This window comes from Allobosea sp., assembly GCF_017308075.1.
Classification (GTDB): Bacteria; Pseudomonadota; Alphaproteobacteria; order Rhizobiales; family Beijerinckiaceae; genus Allobosea.
The window spans coordinates 125,069-142,170 of the sequence record NZ_JAFKFX010000033.1 but is presented as its reverse complement, the minus strand read 5'-3'; the positions used below and the strand labels follow the sequence as shown (position 1 = coordinate 142,170).

18 protein-coding genes are annotated in these 17,102 nt (G+C 67.8%); 6 read left to right on the top strand and 12 right to left on the bottom strand.

All coding sequences use genetic code 11. The features are described 5' to 3' along the window. Window positions 1–116: 116 nt before the first annotated feature. From J0J10_RS16380 to J0J10_RS16365, 4 genes are all read right to left on the bottom strand, one after another. Window positions 117–1,127, bottom strand: a complete 1,011-nt coding sequence (locus tag J0J10_RS16380; protein ID WP_291647466.1) for a 4-hydroxyproline epimerase — start codon at window positions 1,125–1,127, stop codon at window positions 117–119. Between the two features lie 9 nt (window positions 1,128–1,136). After that, window positions 1,137–1,562 carry a DUF3574 domain-containing protein gene (locus tag J0J10_RS16375; RefSeq protein ID WP_291647465.1) on the bottom strand — a complete coding sequence of 142 codons (426 nt, stop codon included), beginning with the start codon at window positions 1,560–1,562 and terminating at the stop codon, window positions 1,137–1,139. Between the two features lie 164 nt (window positions 1,563–1,726). Beyond that, a complete protein-coding gene (locus J0J10_RS16370; protein ID WP_291647464.1) occupies window positions 1,727–2,959 on the bottom strand; it encodes an FAD-binding oxidoreductase in 1,233 nt (410 codons plus the stop codon). Continuing rightward, window positions 2,956–3,282 (bottom strand): cupin domain-containing protein, encoded by a 327-nt coding sequence (locus J0J10_RS16365; RefSeq protein ID WP_291647463.1) that lies wholly within the window; start codon window positions 3,280–3,282, stop codon window positions 2,956–2,958. The genes J0J10_RS16370 and J0J10_RS16365 overlap by 4 nt, the downstream gene beginning before the upstream one ends. A 285-nt stretch (window positions 3,283–3,567) precedes the next feature. Between J0J10_RS16365 and J0J10_RS16360 the strand changes: the two genes are divergently transcribed. Both J0J10_RS16360 and J0J10_RS16355 read left to right on the top strand, forming a co-directional pair. Beyond that, a complete protein-coding gene (locus J0J10_RS16360) occupies window positions 3,568–4,260 on the top strand; it encodes a GntR family transcriptional regulator (protein WP_291647462.1) in 693 nt (230 codons plus the stop codon). A gap of 144 nt (window positions 4,261–4,404) precedes the next feature. Beyond that, the gene (locus J0J10_RS16355) at window positions 4,405–4,920 is read left to right on the top strand and encodes a flavin reductase (RefSeq protein WP_291647460.1); all 516 of its coding nucleotides are present in this window, start codon (window positions 4,405–4,407) and stop codon (window positions 4,918–4,920) included. 169 nt (window positions 4,921–5,089) lie between these two features. On the opposite strand, the gene pcaC is transcribed toward J0J10_RS16355, so the two are convergent. Genes pcaC through pcaB form a run of 5 tightly spaced genes read right to left on the bottom strand, consistent with a single transcriptional unit; the run spans window position 5,090 to window position 9,329 of the window. Beyond that, on the bottom strand, window positions 5,090–5,485 hold the full coding sequence (gene pcaC / locus J0J10_RS16350) for a 4-carboxymuconolactone decarboxylase (protein ID WP_291647458.1): 396 nt from the start codon (window positions 5,483–5,485) through the stop codon (window positions 5,090–5,092). A 3-nt stretch (window positions 5,486–5,488) separates the two neighbouring features. Next, window positions 5,489–6,268 (bottom strand): 3-oxoadipate enol-lactonase, encoded by a 780-nt coding sequence (pcaD, locus tag J0J10_RS16345; RefSeq protein ID WP_291647456.1) that lies wholly within the window; start codon window positions 6,266–6,268, stop codon window positions 5,489–5,491. Window positions 6,269–6,281: 13 nt separating this feature from the next. Beyond that, window positions 6,282–6,713 carry an aconitase X swivel domain-containing protein gene (locus tag J0J10_RS16340; protein WP_291647454.1) on the bottom strand — a complete coding sequence of 144 codons (432 nt, stop codon included), beginning with the start codon at window positions 6,711–6,713 and terminating at the stop codon, window positions 6,282–6,284. Beyond that, window positions 6,704–7,963 carry an aconitase X catalytic domain-containing protein gene (locus J0J10_RS16335; protein ID WP_291647452.1) on the bottom strand — a complete coding sequence of 420 codons (1,260 nt, stop codon included), beginning with the start codon at window positions 7,961–7,963 and terminating at the stop codon, window positions 6,704–6,706. The genes J0J10_RS16340 and J0J10_RS16335 overlap by 10 nt, the downstream gene beginning before the upstream one ends. Continuing rightward, window positions 7,956–9,329, bottom strand: coding sequence for a 3-carboxy-cis,cis-muconate cycloisomerase (pcaB, locus tag J0J10_RS16330; protein ID WP_291647451.1), 1,374 nt, complete (start codon window positions 9,327–9,329; stop codon window positions 7,956–7,958). The genes J0J10_RS16335 and pcaB overlap by 8 nt, the downstream gene beginning before the upstream one ends. Before the next feature lie 337 nt (window positions 9,330–9,666). Here pcaB and J0J10_RS16325 point away from each other — a divergent pair, with 337 nt between their 5' ends. Further along, window positions 9,667–10,119, top strand: coding sequence for an SRPBCC family protein (locus tag J0J10_RS16325; protein WP_291638744.1), 453 nt, complete (start codon window positions 9,667–9,669; stop codon window positions 10,117–10,119). A gap of 89 nt (window positions 10,120–10,208) precedes the next feature. Here the strand turns inward: J0J10_RS16325 and J0J10_RS16320 are convergent, their stop codons facing one another. Then, window positions 10,209–11,552, bottom strand: a complete 1,344-nt coding sequence (locus tag J0J10_RS16320; protein ID WP_291647449.1) for a methyl-accepting chemotaxis protein — start codon at window positions 11,550–11,552, stop codon at window positions 10,209–10,211. Window positions 11,553–11,883: 331 nt separating this feature from the next. On the opposite strand from J0J10_RS16320, the gene J0J10_RS16315 reads away from it, so the two are divergent. The 3 genes from J0J10_RS16315 (at window position 11,884) to J0J10_RS16305 (ending at window position 15,790) form a co-directional block, all read left to right on the top strand. Then, a complete protein-coding gene (locus J0J10_RS16315; protein ID WP_291638742.1) occupies window positions 11,884–12,384 on the top strand; it encodes a (2Fe-2S)-binding protein in 501 nt (166 codons plus the stop codon). 107 nt (window positions 12,385–12,491) lie between these two features. Beyond that, window positions 12,492–14,855 carry a xanthine dehydrogenase family protein molybdopterin-binding subunit gene (locus tag J0J10_RS16310; RefSeq protein WP_291647447.1) on the top strand — a complete coding sequence of 788 codons (2,364 nt, stop codon included), beginning with the start codon at window positions 12,492–12,494 and terminating at the stop codon, window positions 14,853–14,855. Window positions 14,856–14,983: 128 nt separating this feature from the next. Next, window positions 14,984–15,790, top strand: coding sequence for an FAD binding domain-containing protein (locus J0J10_RS16305; protein WP_291647445.1), 807 nt, complete (start codon window positions 14,984–14,986; stop codon window positions 15,788–15,790). A 193-nt stretch (window positions 15,791–15,983) separates the two neighbouring features. Here the strand turns inward: J0J10_RS16305 and J0J10_RS16300 are convergent, their stop codons facing one another. Beyond that, on the bottom strand, window positions 15,984–16,340 hold the full coding sequence (locus J0J10_RS16300; RefSeq protein WP_291647444.1) for a nuclear transport factor 2 family protein: 357 nt from the start codon (window positions 16,338–16,340) through the stop codon (window positions 15,984–15,986). A 74-nt stretch (window positions 16,341–16,414) separates the two neighbouring features. Further along, window positions 16,415–17,017 (bottom strand): trimeric intracellular cation channel family protein, encoded by a 603-nt coding sequence (locus tag J0J10_RS16295; protein ID WP_291647515.1) that lies wholly within the window; start codon window positions 17,015–17,017, stop codon window positions 16,415–16,417. Window positions 17,018–17,102 lie beyond the last annotated feature (85 nt).

The following is a 17,102-nucleotide window of genomic DNA, read 5'->3' as shown; positions in this document are numbered from 1 at the left end:
CCTTGAGGTCACGCTACAATGTAAAATCGAAATTACGCCACAGATCAATTGTTCCGTTTCGCTCAAACTACACGGCAAGGTGGCGCCAGGCGGAGATCCGAAGCGTTACGAAATCCTTAATTCTTGTCCGCGAGCTGGAAACCATGGGCGAGCGGGTCGCGATCGTCGATGAAGATGGTGTTGTAGCCGGTCATCCTCGCCCAGCCTTCGATCGAGGGAATGATCGCATCATGCGGGCCGACCTTGGCGGCCGCCTCGACCCGGCCGCGGAACAGCGTGCCGATGATGCTCTCATGCACGAAGTCGTCGCCGACCTTGAGCCGTCCCTTCGCCGCCCATTGCGCCATGCGCGAGGAGGTCCCGGTGCCGCAGGGCGAGCGGTCGAGCGCCTTGTCGCCGTAGAACACGGCATTGCGGGCATGGGCATCCGGCTTGGTCGGCGCACCCGTCCAGAGGATGTGGCTGAGGCCGTTGATCGCCGGGTTCTCCGGATGGACGAACTGGTATTTTGCGTTGAGCGCGGCGCGCAGCTTCGGGCTCCAGCGCAAGAGGTCGGACGGATTGACCTCGGCGATGTCGCGGATCGCCGCCTGCGGGTCGACGATCGCGTAGAAATTGCCGCCATAGGCGACGTCGACCGTGACCTCGCCGAGGCCGTCGACCTCGGCGCTCAGCCCGGTCGCGTGCAGATAGGAGGCGATATTGGTGATGCGGACGCTGTCGACATAGGGGCCGTTCTGGACATAGGTCGCGGTGACCAGCCCGGCGGGCGTGTCGATCTTCAGGACGCCCGGTGTCTTCGGCGTCACCAGCCCGCGCTCGAGCGCCATGGTGACGGTGCCGATCGTGCCATGGCCGCACATCGGCAGGCAGCCGGAGGTCTCGATGAACAGGAAGGCGATGTCGGCGTCGGGGCGCGTCGGCGGGTAGAGGATCGCGCCGGACATCATGTCATGGCCGCGGGGCTCGAACATCAGCCCGGTGCGGATCCAGTCGAACTCGGCCAGGAAATGCGCCCGCTTCTCGACCATGTTGGCACCTTCGAGCCGCGGGCCGCCGCCGGCGACGAGCCGCACCGGATTGCCGCAGGTATGGCCGTCGACGCAGAAGAAGGTGTGGGTCGCCATGGCTGATCCTCAGAACGAAATACAGGCCGGGCGCAGGATGGTGCCGACCGATTGCTGGTGGAAGCGGGTCTTGTAGGCCTGGGCGACGGCGGCGAGCCGGGCGCGGCCTTCCGGTTCGTCCTTCAGCGCGATGAGCAGGAGCTTGCTCGGCTCGCGGATCAGGGCGCCGCTGGCGGTGTCGCGGTACTGTCCGCTGGCGTCGAGGACGGTCAGCCCGTCCGGAAAGCGCGGCGTCACCTCCTCATCGACGAAGCGGCTGAAGGCGGTTTTGCTGACGCCGAGACGGTCGCCGACCTTGCGGCCGAAGAGCAGCTCGGCGGTGAGCATCGCCTCCTGGCCGGGGCGGCAGGTCTGGGGAGGCAGGCTGGCGCAGCCGGCCAGGATGATCGCGGCCAGAATGATCGCGGCGAGGCTGGGAAAGGCGAGTCGGCTCATGGTCTTGCGACCTGCGGTTCGCGTATCGATTCAGTCGCTTGATCCGTTGATTCAACCGGTGCGCGCCGGAACCGAAACCCGGCCGGCTTGCGCGCCATGCAGAGCTTGCCGCGGCCCGGCCAGCCATTGATGAGGATGATCGGGCCGCCGCTCGCCATTGTCGTTCAGAAGCGCTGCGGGCTGAAATGGTCAAGATCGATCGCCGGCTCCCGGTCGGCGATGAGATCGGCGATCAGGCCTGCGGTCGCGGTCGACTGGGTCATGCCGTAATGGCCGTGACCGAAGGCGTAGAGCACGTTTCGGTTGCGGCTCGCCCTTCCGATGACCGGCAGCGAATCCGGCAGCGAGGGCCGAAAGCCCATCCAGAGCTGGCCGCTGTCGAAGGCGGGCAGCCCGTCGACCAGCGTTGCGGCCTTGTCGTAGAGCGCCCTGGTGCGGGCATGGTTCGGGGCGGCTTGCAGGCCGCCGAACTCGACGGCGCCACCGATGCGCAGGCCGCTTTCGAGTGGGGTCATGACGAAGCCGTCATCCTTGAAGCCGATCGGCCGGCTGGTCAGCCCGGTGACGCCGGGAAAGCTGACATTATAGCCGCGCTCGGTCTCGAGCGGGATGCTGTCGCCCATCGCGGCGGCCAGCGGCTTCGACCAGGCACCGGCGGCGATGACGACGCGATCGACCACGCGCTGCCAGCCTTCGGGTCCGATCAAAGCAGGGCGCTCGCCCTGGGAGATGTTGCTGATCTCGGCCTTCTCGAAGGTTGAGCCGCGGGCGAGCGCGGCCTCGTAGAGCGCCAGGGTCAGGCTAAGCGGGTCGCTGATATGGGCGGCGTCGGGGTGGAAGGAGGCGCCGGCGAAGCGGTCCTTCAGGGCCGGCTCCATCTGGCGCAGCTCCTGCGGCGCCAGCATGTCGACCGCGATGCAGGCGGCGCGCTGGCGCCGGGCGAGGGCTTCGAGATCGGCGGTGTCGCGCGCATCGCGATAGGCGTAGAGCGCGCCGCGGCGGTGGATGTGCCCGCCGAGCCCGGCCTTCTCGGCGCGCGCCAGCCAGGCCGGCAGCGCGAGCTGCTGCAGGGCGACGAGGCCGGTGATCGAGCGCTCATAGGCGGCCGGGCGCGCCGCGAGCAGGAAGCGCGCCAGCCAGGGCAGCAATTGCGGGAGATAGCCGAGGCGGATCGCCAGTGGCCCGAGCGGATCGAGCAGGAAGCCCGGCACCTTGCGCAGCATGCCCGGGCTGGCGATCGGCAGGATGTCGGTATGGGCGATGATGCCGGCATTGCCGCGCGAGGGGCCGAAGGCCGGCCCCTCCCTGTCGAGGATCAGGACCTCGTGGCCTTCGTCCAGCAAGGCATGGGCGGTGGCCACGCCGACAATGCCCGCTCCGACGATCGCGACCTTCATGCGGCAGCGAGCTGCTTGAGGGCTGACGGCTGTTTGACCTCGATCTCGATGAAGGCGATCGGGTGGGGCGAGCCGTTCATGACGTCGTGCTGGATGCCGGCCTGGCGCATATAGGACTGGCCCTGGACGAGCGGCACGTCGGTCGCGTGCTGCCCGTCATGGATGCGCAGCGTGCCGTCGACCAGCATGATCACGAAATAGGGCCAGCCATGGCTGTGCCAGCCGGTGACGGCGCCGGGCTCGAAGTCCCAGCGCGTGATCCGGATCGCTTCGTCATCCTGCTGCACCGTGGCGACGGCAGGGATGGTGCAGGTGAAAGCCATGTCTCCTCCAATTCGACTGGCAGGCCTTGTCGTCCTCGCGCGCCGGCCGGCGCATGCGGTTCGACCGCCAGAAGTTGGCCCAGCGGCACGAAGGCGTCGAGATCGCGGGGCGGGGGCCGGCAATGCGCCGGGCGCCGTCGGTCTTGCTCGGCGATCTTCCTTGCGCGCGGGCGGCTTTCGGCGGCAGATAGCCGCCGATCACCCTTTCGACAGGATTTCGAGGTTTGATATATCAATGAGGCGAGCAGCGTCAAACCTCGGTTTCCGGCGGGCTGGAGCGTCGATGTGAACCGGTCCGGCGTCGTTGCGGCGGATGGCGGGGAGGCGGCGGAGCGCTCGGCTCCGGAGAGCCTCGCCGATCTCGCCTATCGCCGTCTCGAAGAGGCGATCGTGACGCTGTCGCTGCGCCCCGGCGCGATCCTGAACGAGGCGCAGATGATCGCTCTCGTCGATCTCGGGCGCACGCCGGTGCGCGAGGCGCTGATCCGGCTGGCGCAGCAGGGGCTGGTCGAGATCCTGCCGCGCAAGGGCATCGCGATCACCGATATCGACGCGATCGACGTGATGGCTGCTCTCGATGCGCGCGAGGTGCTCGAGCGCCTGATCGCCGCAGAGGCGGCGCGGCGCGCCGGGCCGGGCGAGCGCATCGCGATCCTGAGCAAGGCCAAGGCGATGCGGCGGGCGGCGGAAGGCGGCGACGTCAACGCCTATATGCGGCTCGACAAGGAGTTCGATGCGCTGATCGCCGCGGCGGCGCGCAGCCCCTATGCGGTGCGGGCGGCCGAGCCGCTGCAGGCGCTGCTCCGCCGGGCCTGGTATTTCTTCGAGAGGCAGGACGATCTCGTGCCGGCGGCGGGTCACCATGTCGCTCTGGCGCAGGTGCTGGCATCCGGCCGGCCCGAGGCGGCGCTGGAGGCCTGTGACGCGCTGATGCGCCATCTGCGTGCCGGCCTACTGGCGACGCTCGGGCGCGAGTGAGTTACGCCGCACAGGCGAGCGAAGCCGGGTTGATATATCTGACCTTGCCTCCGCTGCCTCGCACTTTGCCGGGAGCGATCTGGCCATGGCGCGGCAAAGTCCGTAAATGAGCGGCATGAACGCTTCTTCGCCAGATACGGGCCGATGATCAAAACTCTTGAGGCGGCGCTTTCTGCCGCCGTGCCCGAAGCGGCGGCCTTTCGCGATGCGATGGCCGAGGTCGCGAGCGCTGCCCATCTCGTCACCACCACCGGCCCGTCCGGACGGGCCGGGATGACGGCGACCGCCATTGCCTCGGTATCCGATGCGCCGCCGACCCTGCTCGCCTGCATCGAGGCCGGCAGCCGCACGCTCGCCGCGATCGAGGCGAGCGGCTTCTTCTGCGTCAACACGCTGTCGGCGCTGGATTACGAGCTTGCGGGGGTCTTCTCCGGCCGCGCCGGCATTTCGGGCGAGGCCCGTTTTGACCGGGGCGAATGGACGACGCTGGCGACCGGTGCCCCGGTGCTGAAGAGCGCGCTCGTTTCCTTCGACTGCCGGCTGGTCGCGGCCCACCCGGTCGCGACGCACAAGATCCTGATCGGCGAGGTCGTGGCGCTCGGCGGCGGCGGTGCCGGTGAGGGGCTGGTCTATCGCAGGCGCCGCTTCGGCGGCTTCTGAAGGTCTGCCGCTGATTCCCTGAGCCCTCATCCCGAGGAGCCATTCCGAAGGGAATGGCGTCTCGAAGGATGCTTCAGGAGGCGCCGGAGACATCTGGAACATCCTTCGAGACGGCCCTACGGACCTCCTCGGGGTGAGGACCCGGTTTTGGTGTCGGGCGTCCTCGGTTTCAGCCCTTCGCCTTCTCCGCCTCGATCTCGGCGATGACGCTCGCCGCCTCCTTGAATGCGTGGTTGGCGGCGGGGACGCCGGCATAGACGGCGGCCTGGATCAGCAGCTCCTTGATGTCCTCCTGGCTCAGCCCGTTGTTGAAGGCGGCGCGGACATGCAGGCGGAACTCGCCCCAGGCGCCGAGTGCGACCGTGATCGAGAGCACGATCAGCGAGCGCTCGCGGCGGGAGAGGCCGGGGCGGTTCCAGATGTCGTTCCAGGCGGTGCGGGTGATGAACTCCTGGAAATCCCGGTTGAAATCGGTGATTCCGGCGGTGGCGCGGTCGACATGGGCGTCGCCGAGCACGGCGCGGCGGGTCTTCAGGCCGTTCTCGTAGCGGGTCTTGTCGTCCATGGTTCAGCCTTTCAGGAAGTCGGTCACCGCCCGGCCGAAGGCTTCGGGCTGCTCGAGATTGGAGAGATGGGCGGCGGCGAGCTCGATGCGCTGCGCACCGGGGATAGCATCGGCGATTTTGTGGCCGGCCGCGGGCGGCGTCGCCGGGTCGCGCTGACCGATGACCACCAGGACGGGATTGCGGACGGCGCGGATCGTCTCGCGCTGGTCCATGTCGCGGATCGCGCCGCAGCAATTGGCGTAGCCGAGCGGCGGGGTGGTCGCGAGCATTTCGCTGACCTTGGCGACGGTCTCCTTGGCGGTTTCGCGGAACTCCGGCGTGAACCAGCGCTCCAGCGTCGGCTGCACCAGCACGCTCATGCCCTGCGTGCGGACGGTGCGGATGCGGCCGTCCCAGAGTTCGGGCGGGCCCATATGGGCGGCGGTGTTGGCGAGCACGACGCGCCCGAGCCGGTCGCCATGATGCGTCGCCAGCCACTGGCCGACCATGCCGCCCTTGGAGAGGCCGCACCAATGCGCCTTGTCGATGCCGAGCGTATCGAGGATGGCGAGCGCGTCATCGGCGAGCATGGCGATGGAATAGGGCTTGTCCGGCGCCGTAGAGAGGCCGTGCCCGCGGCTGTCATAGCGCACGACGCGGAAATGCTTGCTCCATTCCGGGATTTGCGGATCCCACATCGAAAGATTGGTGCCGAGCGAATTGGAGAGCAGCAGTACGGGCGCGCGCTCGTCGCCATCGATCCTGATATGGAAGTCCTCGCCCCTGACCTTCAGCATCGGCATCGGCGTTCCTCTCCTAGGGAGTTGCGGTGCTGATCGCACCATCTTTGGCAATCGAAAGCCGCTTGCCGGCGAGACCGGCCTGGATCGCGGCGGGAAGCTTCAGGGCAAGGGGCGTTGGCCAGCCCATCTCGCGGGCGACGACGAGGCCGAGCAGCAGGATCGCATCCGGCTCGGCGATCAGGATCGCGGCCGGCGCCTTGCCGGCATGGACGAGCTCGAGCAGCACGGCCGAGGCGGAGGAGGAGCCGATCGTACCGGGCAGGGCCAGCACCATGCCGGCGACGCTCTGGCCGCGCTGAGGATGGCGGGCGTCGATGATCTCGCCGCTGCGCGGATCGACGCCGCCCCAGAAGCTTATCGGGGCAGTCAGGGCGAGGCAGGGGGCGGTGACCGCCTCGCCGGGCAGGAGGATCTCTGCGCTCACGCCCATGTTCGTCAGGCCCATGTTCTCGGCTCCCTGACCAGCCGGCCGGCGACGGCGCTCTCGACGCATTCGGCGAGCGAGCCATAGGTCACGGCATAGCCGGTATTGCCGGGCGCATAATGAGCGAACTTGCCGGAATTGGTCATCAGCACCCCGCCCTTCAGCTCCGGCAGGATCGGCGTCACCACCACGCAGGTGTCGACGACGAAGACGACCCCCGCCTGTTCGAGGGCGCTGCGCCGGCCCTGTTCCTCCAGCGGCTTCAGGACATGGCGGCCGGTATTGGCATAGAGCGGCCGTGCCAGCTTGCGCCCGGCGAGGCGCCGTTCGAGCGCGTCGATCTCGGCGAGCGAGAGATGCGGCGAACCGATCGCGACGGCGTCGACCTGGTCGCTCGTGCCGGATGTCGAAAGCCGCGCCAGCTCGGCCGCGATGCGCTCCGGGGTGACGCGCAGCGTACGGGCCGGGGCGAGCTTCCCGAGCGCGGTCGCAAGGTCAGGCGCTTCCGGCGTCATGCCGGCGACATGGAAGAGGCCGACGCCCCCGGCCGAGGCCGCCGCCGCGCCGAGGGCCTTCAGCCTGTCCTCGTCGGGAAGTCCCTGCAGCCCATCGATCACCGCGATCTCGCTGCCGGCCTCGCGGCCGAGCAGGGCGCCGAGCACGGGATAGAACACCTCCGCGCCGCGCAGCGCCTGCGACAGGCCGGCGACATCGATGACCAGCGTCGCGCGCCGGTTTTCCTCTCGGTGCAGGCCGTAATCGGGCGCGCGTCCGGCAATGGCGCAGGCGATGTCGAGGAAATCGCCATAGCGGTTGGTGCGGGCACCGAGCACCGAATTGCAAAAGACGACGGCATTGGATTCGCCCCAGGCGACATCCGTGCCCTGTCTCGGCCGGTGACCGGCCTGATAGGGCGCGCAGGTCCAGCTCGGCTCGCAGCCCATCGCCTCATAGGCGCGCATCATCCGCGCCGCCATGGCGTGCTGGTCCGCCGGCAGGCGGGTCGCGACGCAGCCATGCGGGGTCAGCGCGCCGACATTGAGGGTGGCGCGCACCGCGACGCGGGCCCCGCCCGCGACCAGCTTTTCGGCGAAGAGCGTGCCGGAATCGCCGTGGTAGAGCGCGCCATCGATATGGGCCGAGGCGACCGGGATCAGCCTGGGCGCGCCCATCAGCCGGGCCGCCTCGGCGACGATGCGCATCGCCATCGCAGCGCCGTCGCCTTTGGCGCTGGCGGCGATTTCGCGCTCCTGCGGCGAGAGCTCAGCCATTGCCGCTCATATATTCCCGCTCCTCCTCATAGAGCACCAGGACACGGTCGATGATGGCGTCGGTGGCGCCGCGATAGGTCGTGGGATCGAATAGGTCGTCCAGCGCTTCGGGCGAGAGCCTGCCGGCGAGCGCCGGGTGATCGGCGAGGACGTCCTTGAGATGGCGGCCGCTGGCGATGCAGTCGCGGCTGGCCTCCTCGAGAAGATGATGGGCTTCGCCGCGGCCGATGCTCTGCGCGAGCGCGAGCGAGACGCGTTCGGCCATGACGAGCCCGTTGGTGAGATCGAGATTGTACTGCATCTGCTCGGGGAAGACCTGGAGCCCCTCGATCAGCGTGACGGCCTGGTTCAGGGCCGCGCCGGCGATCAGGAAGAGCTCGCGCAATGTCAGCCATTCCGCATGCCAGCCGCCCATGGCGCGCTCATGCTCCTGCGGCATCGCGGCGAGCATGGTCGAGACCAGGCCGGGCGCGCGCTTGGCGGCGGCGAGGATCAGCGTGCACAGCACCGGGTTGCGCTTGTGCGGCATCGCCGAGGAGCCGCCCTTGCCGGGCGCTTCCGGCTCGGCGAGCTCGCCGATCTCGGTCTGCGCCATCAGGGCGATATCCCCGGCCATCTTGCCGAGATGGCCGAGAAGCAGGCCGAGTTCGGTCGCGATCCGGGCGGGACGCCGGCGCTCGCTGTGCCAGGGCACGCGGACGGCGCCGATCGAGGGCATGATGCGGGCGAAGGCTTCCGAGACCGCGTCGGCCTTGTCGCCGAGCGCGGCGAGGCTGCCGGCGGCGCCGCCGAGCTGATGCGCCGACTGGCCCCAGATCATGAAGTCGTCGTGGAAGGCGACGACCGGACCCAGCCAGTTGGCGGCCTTGAGCCCGAAGGCGATCGGCACTGCATGCTGCAGGAAGGTGCGGCCGATCATCGGCGTGCGGCGATGCTCGCGGACGAGCCCGGCGAGCGCGTGGGCGAGACGGGCCGAGCGCTCCAGCAGCAGTTCCCAGGCCGCGCGATATTGCTGGGCCTGGCCGGAATCGATCACGTCCTGGCTGGTGGCGCCGAAATGCACCCATTTCGCCGCTTCCGGATCGGTCGCGGCGACGCGGGCGGTCAGTGCCTTGACCAGCGGGATCGCAGGATTGCCGGCGAGCGTCGCGGCCCTGCCGATGGCGGGGATGTCGTAGAGCCCGGCCTCGCAGACTCTCGCTATCGCCTCGGCCGCGGCGGCGGGAATGACGCCGGTCTCGGCCTGCGCCTTGGCGAGCGCCGCCTCGAAGTCGAGCATGCCCTGCAGGCTCGCCTGGTCTTCGAACAGGGCCGCGAATTCGTGATCTGCGAAAAGCTCGCCATGAAGTCCGGCGAGCTCAGCCATGCCCGGATGGGCCTTCGTGCGGAGCAGTCGGTGCAACCCACATCCCAGCTTCGTCCTCTTGTGCGCGCCGGTGCTTTCCGGCCATGGATGAGAGCGTGCCGATTTTACACGGAACCATCACCGTCATCCTGGGCGCTCAAAGGGCGTCCCGGGATCCATCATAGGGTTCGGTGCCTCATGATGGATTCCGGATCTGCGCGGCTTTGCCGCTTGTCCGGGGCGACAGTCTGATTTCGCGTGAAATCCGCATGCTACAGGGGAACTTGGATAGACCCGAGGCGAGGGCGGCCGCAACCTGTCGGGCGTCGGTCGGGCCGTGAGGGATGGGAGTGACGCCATGGCGATGACCATGAACGGAGAGGCGCTGCTGCCGGCCGCCAAGGCGGTGGTCTGGGCCAAGCTCAACGACCCGGAAGTGCTGAAGGCCGCCATTCCCGGCTGCGAGCAGCTCACCAAGGACGACGACACGCATTTCTCGGCGGTGGTCAAGGTCAAGCTCGGCCCGGTCAAGGCGACCTTCAAGGGCAAGGTCGAATTGCAGGATCTCGACCCGCCGAACGGCTACCGCATCGCCGGCGAAGGCGAGGGCGGCATCGCCGGCTTCGCCAAGGGCGGCGCCAGGGTCACGCTCGAGGATGCCGAGGGCGGCCAGACGCTGCTGCGCTACGAGGTCGAGGCGCAGGTCGGCGGCAAGCTGATGCAGCTCGGCTCGCGCCTGATCGATTCGGTCTCGAAGAAGCTGGCCGACGAGTTCTTCGCCAATTTCGCCAAGGCGGTGAGCGAGGGCTGAGGGGACGTGCTCCCGACATTCCCCGTCATTCCGCTTCGCTCCAGCGGGAATGACGCGGGACGCGGTTCGAGTCGAATGGCGAGGACGCCTCAGGAAGCCTTGCGCAGGGCCGCCAGCGCCTCGCTGACCGTGGCCTCGGCGGCGCCGACCTGCTGGGCGATGTCGGCGGCGGCGGCATTGGCCCGGCCGAGCGCCTTCTCGGTGGTCTCCAGGCTGTCATTGACGCGATTGGCGCTGCCGATCGCCTCGTCGGAGCTGCTGGCGACATCGGCGGCATCGCGCGAGATGCCGGTGGTGACGTAGCTCTGCTGGGCGACCGCCTCCGAGATCGCCTCGGAATCGGCCTTGATCTCGCCGATCGTCATGCCGATCGAGGCGGCCCGCTCGCTGCAGGCCGCGGCACTGGCGGTGAGCTCTGCGATCTGGCTGGAGATGTCCTGCGTCGCGCTCGCGGTCTGGGTCGCGAGGGTCTTGACCTCGGCGGCGACCACCGCGAAGCCGCGCCCGGATTCGCCGGCGCGCGCGGCCTCGATCGTGGCGTTGAGCGCTAGCAGATTGGTCTGCGCGGCGATGTCGGCGATCATGCCGACGACGGTGCCGATATTGCCGGTGACCTCGCGCAGCCTGGCGATCGCCTCGTTCATCGCGCCGGCATCGGCGACGGCGCGATTGGCGATGTCGAGGCTCTGGCGGGCGCGCTGGCCGATCTCGGCGATGTTGAGCGCCATCTCCTCGGAAGCGGCGGCAGTCTGCATCGCCTTCTCGCGGACCAGCATCGAGGTCCGGGCGACCGAGCCGACCTGGTCCTTGATGAAGCTGCTCGCCTCGGCGGTCTCGCTGGCGGTCGCCATGAATTGTTCGACGGCGCCGCTGATCCTGGTGTCGAGCTGGCCGATGCGGGAGGTCAGCGTGGCGGCGACCTCGTCGAGCGTCACGCCGCGACGCCGCGCCTCCGCGGCCTCGAATTCGCGGTCCAGCGACATGGCCGTGTTGACGTCATAGGTCAGCACCCGCTCGATGATGAAGAGATCGCGCGGAATGTCGCGCCGCGAGAAGACGAGCCGCGTCCGGCTCTCCTCCAGGAAGATCCGGAACAGGGTGAAGGCGATCGAGGTGCGGGCGCGGGCCCCGACGCCGGCACGGCGCTCGAGCACGGTGAGCTGCTCGAGCGAATCGCAATAGCGCTGATCGAAATCGGCGTCGAAGAGCAGGCGGAAATGGTCGGCTTCGGCGGCGTAGAGTTCCGCCGCCATGGGCGCGACACCGTCTTGCAGGCGCGGATGGATCGCAAAGGCCCGCGCGAAGTCGTCCTCGACGACCTTGGCGATGACCCGCTCGACGATGGCGCGATAGCGGCGCAGCCGCTGCCGCTGCGCCTCGTCATAGCCGATCGCGCCCAGCCGACGCTGGACATGGTCGAGAAGCGTGGCCAATCGCACAACCCATGATGGCGACGATCTCAAGTCGTCGTTCAACGGGCGATACTGCACGGCGGAGGTTAAGAAAGCGCAAAAGGCGCGGCTTGTGCCGGATTGGCCCGGCGAAAGCTGCCCCTGTTCGCAAACGGCGTCAAAACGCCGCGAAAACGGCTTTCTCGATCGGTGGCCTCCCGCTTGACCGCGGAAAATCCCGAGTCCACATTCAATTTGAAGTTGTTCCAAGAAAAATCCGTTTCCGGGGCAAGCGCGCCGGGGACGTGCATGGTCCGGCGGTCGAGCTGTCTTCCGCCGGGCTGCTAAAACAGGCTTTCGGAGGGAGTGCCCCATGGCCAATGTGACCATGACGGTGAACGGCAAGACCGTCACCGCGAATGTCGATCCGCGCACCCTCCTGGTGCAGTTCCTACGCGAAAATCTCCGGCTCACCGGTACGCATGTCGGCTGCGACACCAGCCAGTGCGGCGCCTGCGTTGTGCATCTCGACGGCAAGGCCGTGAAGTCCTGCACCACGCTTGCGCTCGCCTGCGAGGGGGCCTCGGTCACGACCATCGAAGGGCTGGCCAATGGCGGCGCGCTGCATCCGATGCAGGAGGCCTTCCGCGAGCATCACGGCCTGCAATGCGGCTTCTGCACGCCCGGCATGATCATGTCGGCGGTCGACATGGTGAACCGCCGTGGCCACGCACTCGACGAGAAGACGATCCGCGAGGATCTCGACGGCAATATCTGCCGCTGCACCGGCTATCACAACATCGTCAAGGCGGTCGCCGCCGGCGCCGAGGCGATGGGCAAGGGCGCGGCCCCGGCCCGCCAGGCCGCCGAATAGCGCTTTCCGGAAGGCCGCCTCCGGCAGGACCGGCGCGGCCTTCTTCCGATGCGATCCCGAAACATGCTGAGCGCGCCCGCCAAGAGGCGCCATGCCAGGAGGAATCCATGTCCGCCACCGGAATCGGCGCTCCCGTCCGCCGCAAGGAAGACCATCGCTTCATCACCGGCCAGGGCCGCTATACCGACGACATCAACCGGCCGGGCCAGGCGCATGCCTATTTCCTGCGCTCGCCGCACGCGCATGCGACGCTGAAGAAGATCGACACCAAGGCCGCGGCGGCGATGCCGGGCGTGCTCGGCATCTTCACTGGCGACGACCTCGCCGCCGACAAGATCGGCGGGCTGATCTGCGGCTGGATGATCCACAACAAGGACGGCTCGCCGATGAAGGCCGGGCCGCATCCGGCCCTGGCGCAGGGCAAGGTCCGCTATGTCGGCGACCATGTCGCGGTTGTCGTCGCCGAGACACTGGCGCAGGCGCGCGATGCGGCCGAGGCGATCGACGTCGATTACGGCGTGCTGCCGGCGGTGGTCGACACCGCGACGGCCGCGCAGACGAAAACACAAGTTCATGCCGAGGCGCCGGGCAATACGGTGTTCAACTGGCATCTCGGCAACAAGGATGAGACCGAGAAGGCCTTCAAGGCCGCCAAGCATGTGACGAAGCTCGATCTCGTCAACAACCGGCTGGTGCCGAACGCGATGGAGCCGCGCGCCGCGGTCGGCGATTACGACCAGGGCGAGGGAGCGTTCACGCTCTATACGACGAGCCAGAACCCGCACGTGGCGCGGCTCGTGCTCTCGGCCTTCATCGGCATCGCGCCGGAGAACAAGCTCAGGGTGATCGCGCCGGATGTCGGCGGCGGCTTCGGCTCGAAGATCTTCATCTATGCCGAGGAGACGGTTTGCGTCTGGGCGGCGAAGAAGGTCGGCCGCCCCGTGAAATGGACCTCGGACCGCACCGAGGCCTTCCTTTCCGACGCGCATGGCCGCGATCACGTCACCCATGCCGAGCTCGCCACCGACGCCGAGGGCAAGATCCTGGCGATGAGGGTGCACACCACCGCCAATCTCGGCGCCTATCTTTCGACCTTCTCCTCCTCGGTGCCGACCTATCTCTACGCGCCGCTGCTCTCGGGCCAGTACGACATCCCGGCGATCTATTGCGAGGTCGACGCCGTCTATACCAACACCGCCCCGGTCGACGCCTATCGTGGCGCCGGGCGGCCGGAGGCGACCTTCGTGGTCGAGCGCCTGATCGAGGTCACGGCGCGCCAGCTCGGCAAGGACCCGGCCAAGTTCCGGATGCAGAACTACATCAAGAAGTTCCCGCATCAGACGCCGGTGATCATGATGTACGACACCGGCAATTACGGCGCCTCGATGAAGAAGGCGCTGGAGCTGATCGACTATAAGGGCTTCGCCAAGCGCAAGCGCGATTCCGGCCGCAACGGCAAGCTGCGCGGCCTCGGCTTCTCCTCCTATATCGAGGCCTGCGGCATCGCGCCTTCGGCGGCGGTCGGCTCGCTCGGCGCCGGCGTCGGCCTGTGGGAATCGGCGGAGGTCCGGGTCAACCCGATCGGCACCGTCGAGGTGCTGACCGGCTCGCACAGCCATGGCCAGGGCCACGAGACGACCTTCGCCCAGCTCGTCTCCGACCGGCTCGGCGTGCCGCTCGAAAACGTCTCGATCGTCCATGGCGACACCGACAAGGTGCAGATGGGGATGGGCACCTATGGCTCGCGTTCCGGCGCCGTCGGCATGTCGGCGATCGCCAAGGCGCTCGACAAGGTCATCGCCAAGGGCAAGAAGGTCGCTGCCTATGTGCTGGAGGCCGACGAGGCCGATATCGACTTCAAGGACGGCAATTTCCTGGTCAAGGGCACAGACCGGAAGCTCGATTTCGGCTCCTGCGCCCTGCAGGCCTATGTCGCTCACAAATTCAACGGCCAGGATCTCGAGCCGGGGCTGAAGGAAGGGGCGTTCTACGACCCGACCAATTTCACCTTCCCGGCCGGCGTCCATATCTGCGAACTCGAGATCGATCCCGACACCGGTGTCACCCGGATCGAGCGCTGGGCCGCGGTCGACGATTTCGGCAATGTCATCAACCCGATGATCGTCGAAGGCCAGGTCCATGGCGGCATCGCCCAGGGCGTCGGCCAGGCGCTGCTCGAAGGCGCCCGCTACAATGCCGACGGCCAGCTCGTGACCGCGAGCTTCATGGACTACTGCATGCCGCGGGCCGACGATCTTCCGTCCTTCCAGGTCGGCATGACGGTGACGCCATGCCCGTCCAACCCGCTCGGGATCAAGGGCTGCGGCGAAGCGGGCGCGATCGCCTCGCCGCCCGCCGTGATCAACGCCATCACCGACGCGCTCGGCCATGAGGACATCGCCATGCCGGCGACGCCGCAGGCGGTCTGGCGCGCGGCGCAGAAGACGCTCAGCCGTATGGCTGCGGAATAGACAAAGCGCGTCATGGCCGGGCCTGACCCGGCCATCTCTCCCGGGAGAGGCGCCGCGAGCGCTCCCTGGAAGAGATGCTCGGGACAGGCCCGAGCATGACGCTCACGGAACCCGAGCGGAGAACGACCATGTACGCTTTCACCTATCACCGCCCGACCAGCGCAAGGCAGGCCGCCGGCCTGCTCGCCAAGAAGGAAGATGCCAAGCTGCTCGCCGGCGGGCACACTTTGCTGCCGACGATGAAGCAGCGTCTGGCCTCGCCGGCTGCGCTGGTCGATCTCTCCTCCTGCGCCGATCTCAAGGGCATCGCCCGCAAGGGCCGCAATCTCGTGATCGGCGCGATGACCACCCATGCCGAAGTTGCGGCCTCGCCGGACGTCCAAGAGGCGATCCCGGCGCTGGCCTATCTCGCCAGCCATATCGGCGATCCGCATGTGCGCCATCGCGGCACGATCGGCGGCTCGGTCGCCAATAACGACCCTGCCGCCGATTATCCGGCGGCGCTGCTGGCGCTCGGCGCCACGATCGTCACCAATCAGCGTAAGCTGACGGCAGCCGAGTTCTTCACCGGGCTTTACGAGACGGCGCTGGAGGAGGGCGAGATCATCACCAAGGTCTCGTTCCCGCTGGCCTCTAAGGCCGGCTACGCCAAGTTCCGCAACCCGGCCTCGCGCTATGCGCTGGTCGGCGTCTTCGTCGCCAAGCGCGGCAGCGAGATCGCGGTCGCGGTGACCGGGGCGGGCGAGGGCGGCGTCTTCCGCTGGCCGGAGGCGGAGGCCGCGCTGAAGGCGCGTTTCGCGCCGAAGTCGCTGGACGTGCTGAAGCACTCCGCCAAGGGCATCAATGCCGACATGCATGCCGATGCCGAGTACCGTGCCCATCTGATCGGCGTGATGGCGAAGCAGGCGGTGGCGCAGGCGACCGGGAAGGCGTGAGCGGCCAGCCGCTCCCTTCTCCCCTTGCGGGAGAAGGTGGCCCGAAGGGCCGGATGAGGGGTCGATCAGGTCTTGAAGGCTCTGGGGAATGCTGCGCGGCACCTGTGGCCAGCGTCGCGCGACCCCTCACCCCAACCCTCTCCCGCAGGGGGAGAGGGGGCAGGTCGTGGATCGCCTTTCGGGCAGCTTCCCTTCAATAAAAGAACCGCTCCTCGACGATCTTGCCTTCCTTGACGGTGTAGAGCCCGACCTCGTGCATCTTGCGGCGCTCGCCGCTCTCCTTGACGGTGACGTCGACATAGAAGGTCACGGCGAACTGCTCGCCGTTGAGATAGGGCCCTTCGGTGGTGAACTCGTGCAGTTCGTGATTGGCGACCCACCATTCGCCCTTCTGCCGTACCGCCTCCTTGCCGCGGCAGACCTCCATCGGGCCGGGCATGTTCTCGTAGCTGACGATCTCGTCGGCATTGTAGGCGCTCGCGGCCTCGTCGTGCCGGCCATCCTTGAGCAGGGCGACGAAGTCGGTGGCGAGCTCGGCTGTGCTGGTCATGGTCTTATCCTCCGCCCGCGATCCTGCCGAGCTTCGGGTCAGAAGCTGTCAGCAGGATGACCTTGCGTGAGGGGCTAATGCAGATCGCGCGTGTAGACGAATTTCGGCATGCTCCAGTTGAAGCGCAGCGCCATGATCCGCAGCACCAGCCCGACGGCCATGGCGAGGATGGTGACGAGGTCGTGCGGCAGCTCCACCCTGAGGCCGCCGAGATAGATCAGCCCGGTGACGACCGAGACCGTCGCATAGAGTTCGCTGCGGAAGAGCAGGGGGATGTCGGCGCAGAGCATGTCGCGCAGCACGCCGCCGACGCAACCTGTGATCAGCCCGGCCGTGATCACGATGATGAAGGGCTGTTGCATCTCCAGCGCGACATTGCAGCCGATCACGGTGAAGAGCACGAGCCCGACCGCGTCGAGCAGCAGGAAGATCTTGCGCAGCCGGTACATGAAGCGGGCGATGAAGATGGTGAACAGGGCCGCCGCCGCGGTGATCAGCAGGTAGTGCGGATGCTTGACCCAGCTCAGCGGGTAATGCCCGAGCAGCATGTCGCGGACCGAGCCGCCGCCGAGCGCCGTGATGCTGCCGAGCATGCAGACGCCGACCCAGTCCATGCTGCGGCGGCCGGCCGCCAATGCAGCCGACATGGCTTCGACGATGATCGCGACGATGTACATTGCGCCGAGCACGCCGGAATCTCCGCTCGCTATCAACCGGACCTGTTAGGGACTAAGGAAAGCCACAGGTCAAACCGGTCTTGCG

Bases quoted from the DNA above. Each gene is read 5' to 3' on its own strand.
- J0J10_RS16300 (WP_291647444.1), bottom strand. From the start codon at position 16,340: ATGACCAGCACAGCCGAGCTCGCCACCGACTTCGTCGCCCTGCTCAAG.
- pcaB (WP_291647451.1), bottom strand. From the start codon at position 9,329: ATGGCTGAGCTCGCCGGACTTCATGGCGAGCTTTTCGCAGATCACGAA.
- J0J10_RS16295 (WP_291647515.1), bottom strand. From the start codon at position 17,017: ATGTACATCGTCGCGATCATCGTCGAAGCCATGTCGGCTGCATTGGCG.
- J0J10_RS16340 (WP_291647454.1), bottom strand. From the start codon at position 6,713: ATGGGCCTGACGAACATGGGCGTGAGCGCAGAGATCCTCCTGCCCGGC.
- J0J10_RS16310 (WP_291647447.1), top strand. From the start codon at position 12,492: ATGTCCGCCACCGGAATCGGCGCTCCCGTCCGCCGCAAGGAAGACCAT.
- J0J10_RS16305 (WP_291647445.1), top strand. From the start codon at position 14,984: ATGTACGCTTTCACCTATCACCGCCCGACCAGCGCAAGGCAGGCCGCC.
- J0J10_RS16335 (WP_291647452.1), bottom strand. From the start codon at position 7,963: ATGGCTGAGCTCTCGCCGCAGGAGCGCGAAATCGCCGCCAGCGCCAAA.
- pcaD (WP_291647456.1), bottom strand. From the start codon at position 6,268: ATGCCGATGCTGAAGGTCAGGGGCGAGGACTTCCATATCAGGATCGAT.
- pcaC (WP_291647458.1), bottom strand. From the start codon at position 5,485: ATGGACGACAAGACCCGCTACGAGAACGGCCTGAAGACCCGCCGCGCC.
- J0J10_RS16380 (WP_291647466.1), bottom strand. From the start codon at position 1,127: ATGGCGACCCACACCTTCTTCTGCGTCGACGGCCATACCTGCGGCAAT.
- J0J10_RS16355 (WP_291647460.1), top strand. From the start codon at position 4,405: ATGATCAAAACTCTTGAGGCGGCGCTTTCTGCCGCCGTGCCCGAAGCG.
- J0J10_RS16370 (WP_291647464.1), bottom strand. From the start codon at position 2,959: ATGAAGGTCGCGATCGTCGGAGCGGGCATTGTCGGCGTGGCCACCGCC.
- J0J10_RS16325 (WP_291638744.1), top strand. From the start codon at position 9,667: ATGGCGATGACCATGAACGGAGAGGCGCTGCTGCCGGCCGCCAAGGCG.
- J0J10_RS16365 (WP_291647463.1), bottom strand. From the start codon at position 3,282: ATGGCTTTCACCTGCACCATCCCTGCCGTCGCCACGGTGCAGCAGGAT.
- J0J10_RS16375 (WP_291647465.1), bottom strand. From the start codon at position 1,562: ATGAGCCGACTCGCCTTTCCCAGCCTCGCCGCGATCATTCTGGCCGCG.
- J0J10_RS16315 (WP_291638742.1), top strand. From the start codon at position 11,884: ATGGCCAATGTGACCATGACGGTGAACGGCAAGACCGTCACCGCGAAT.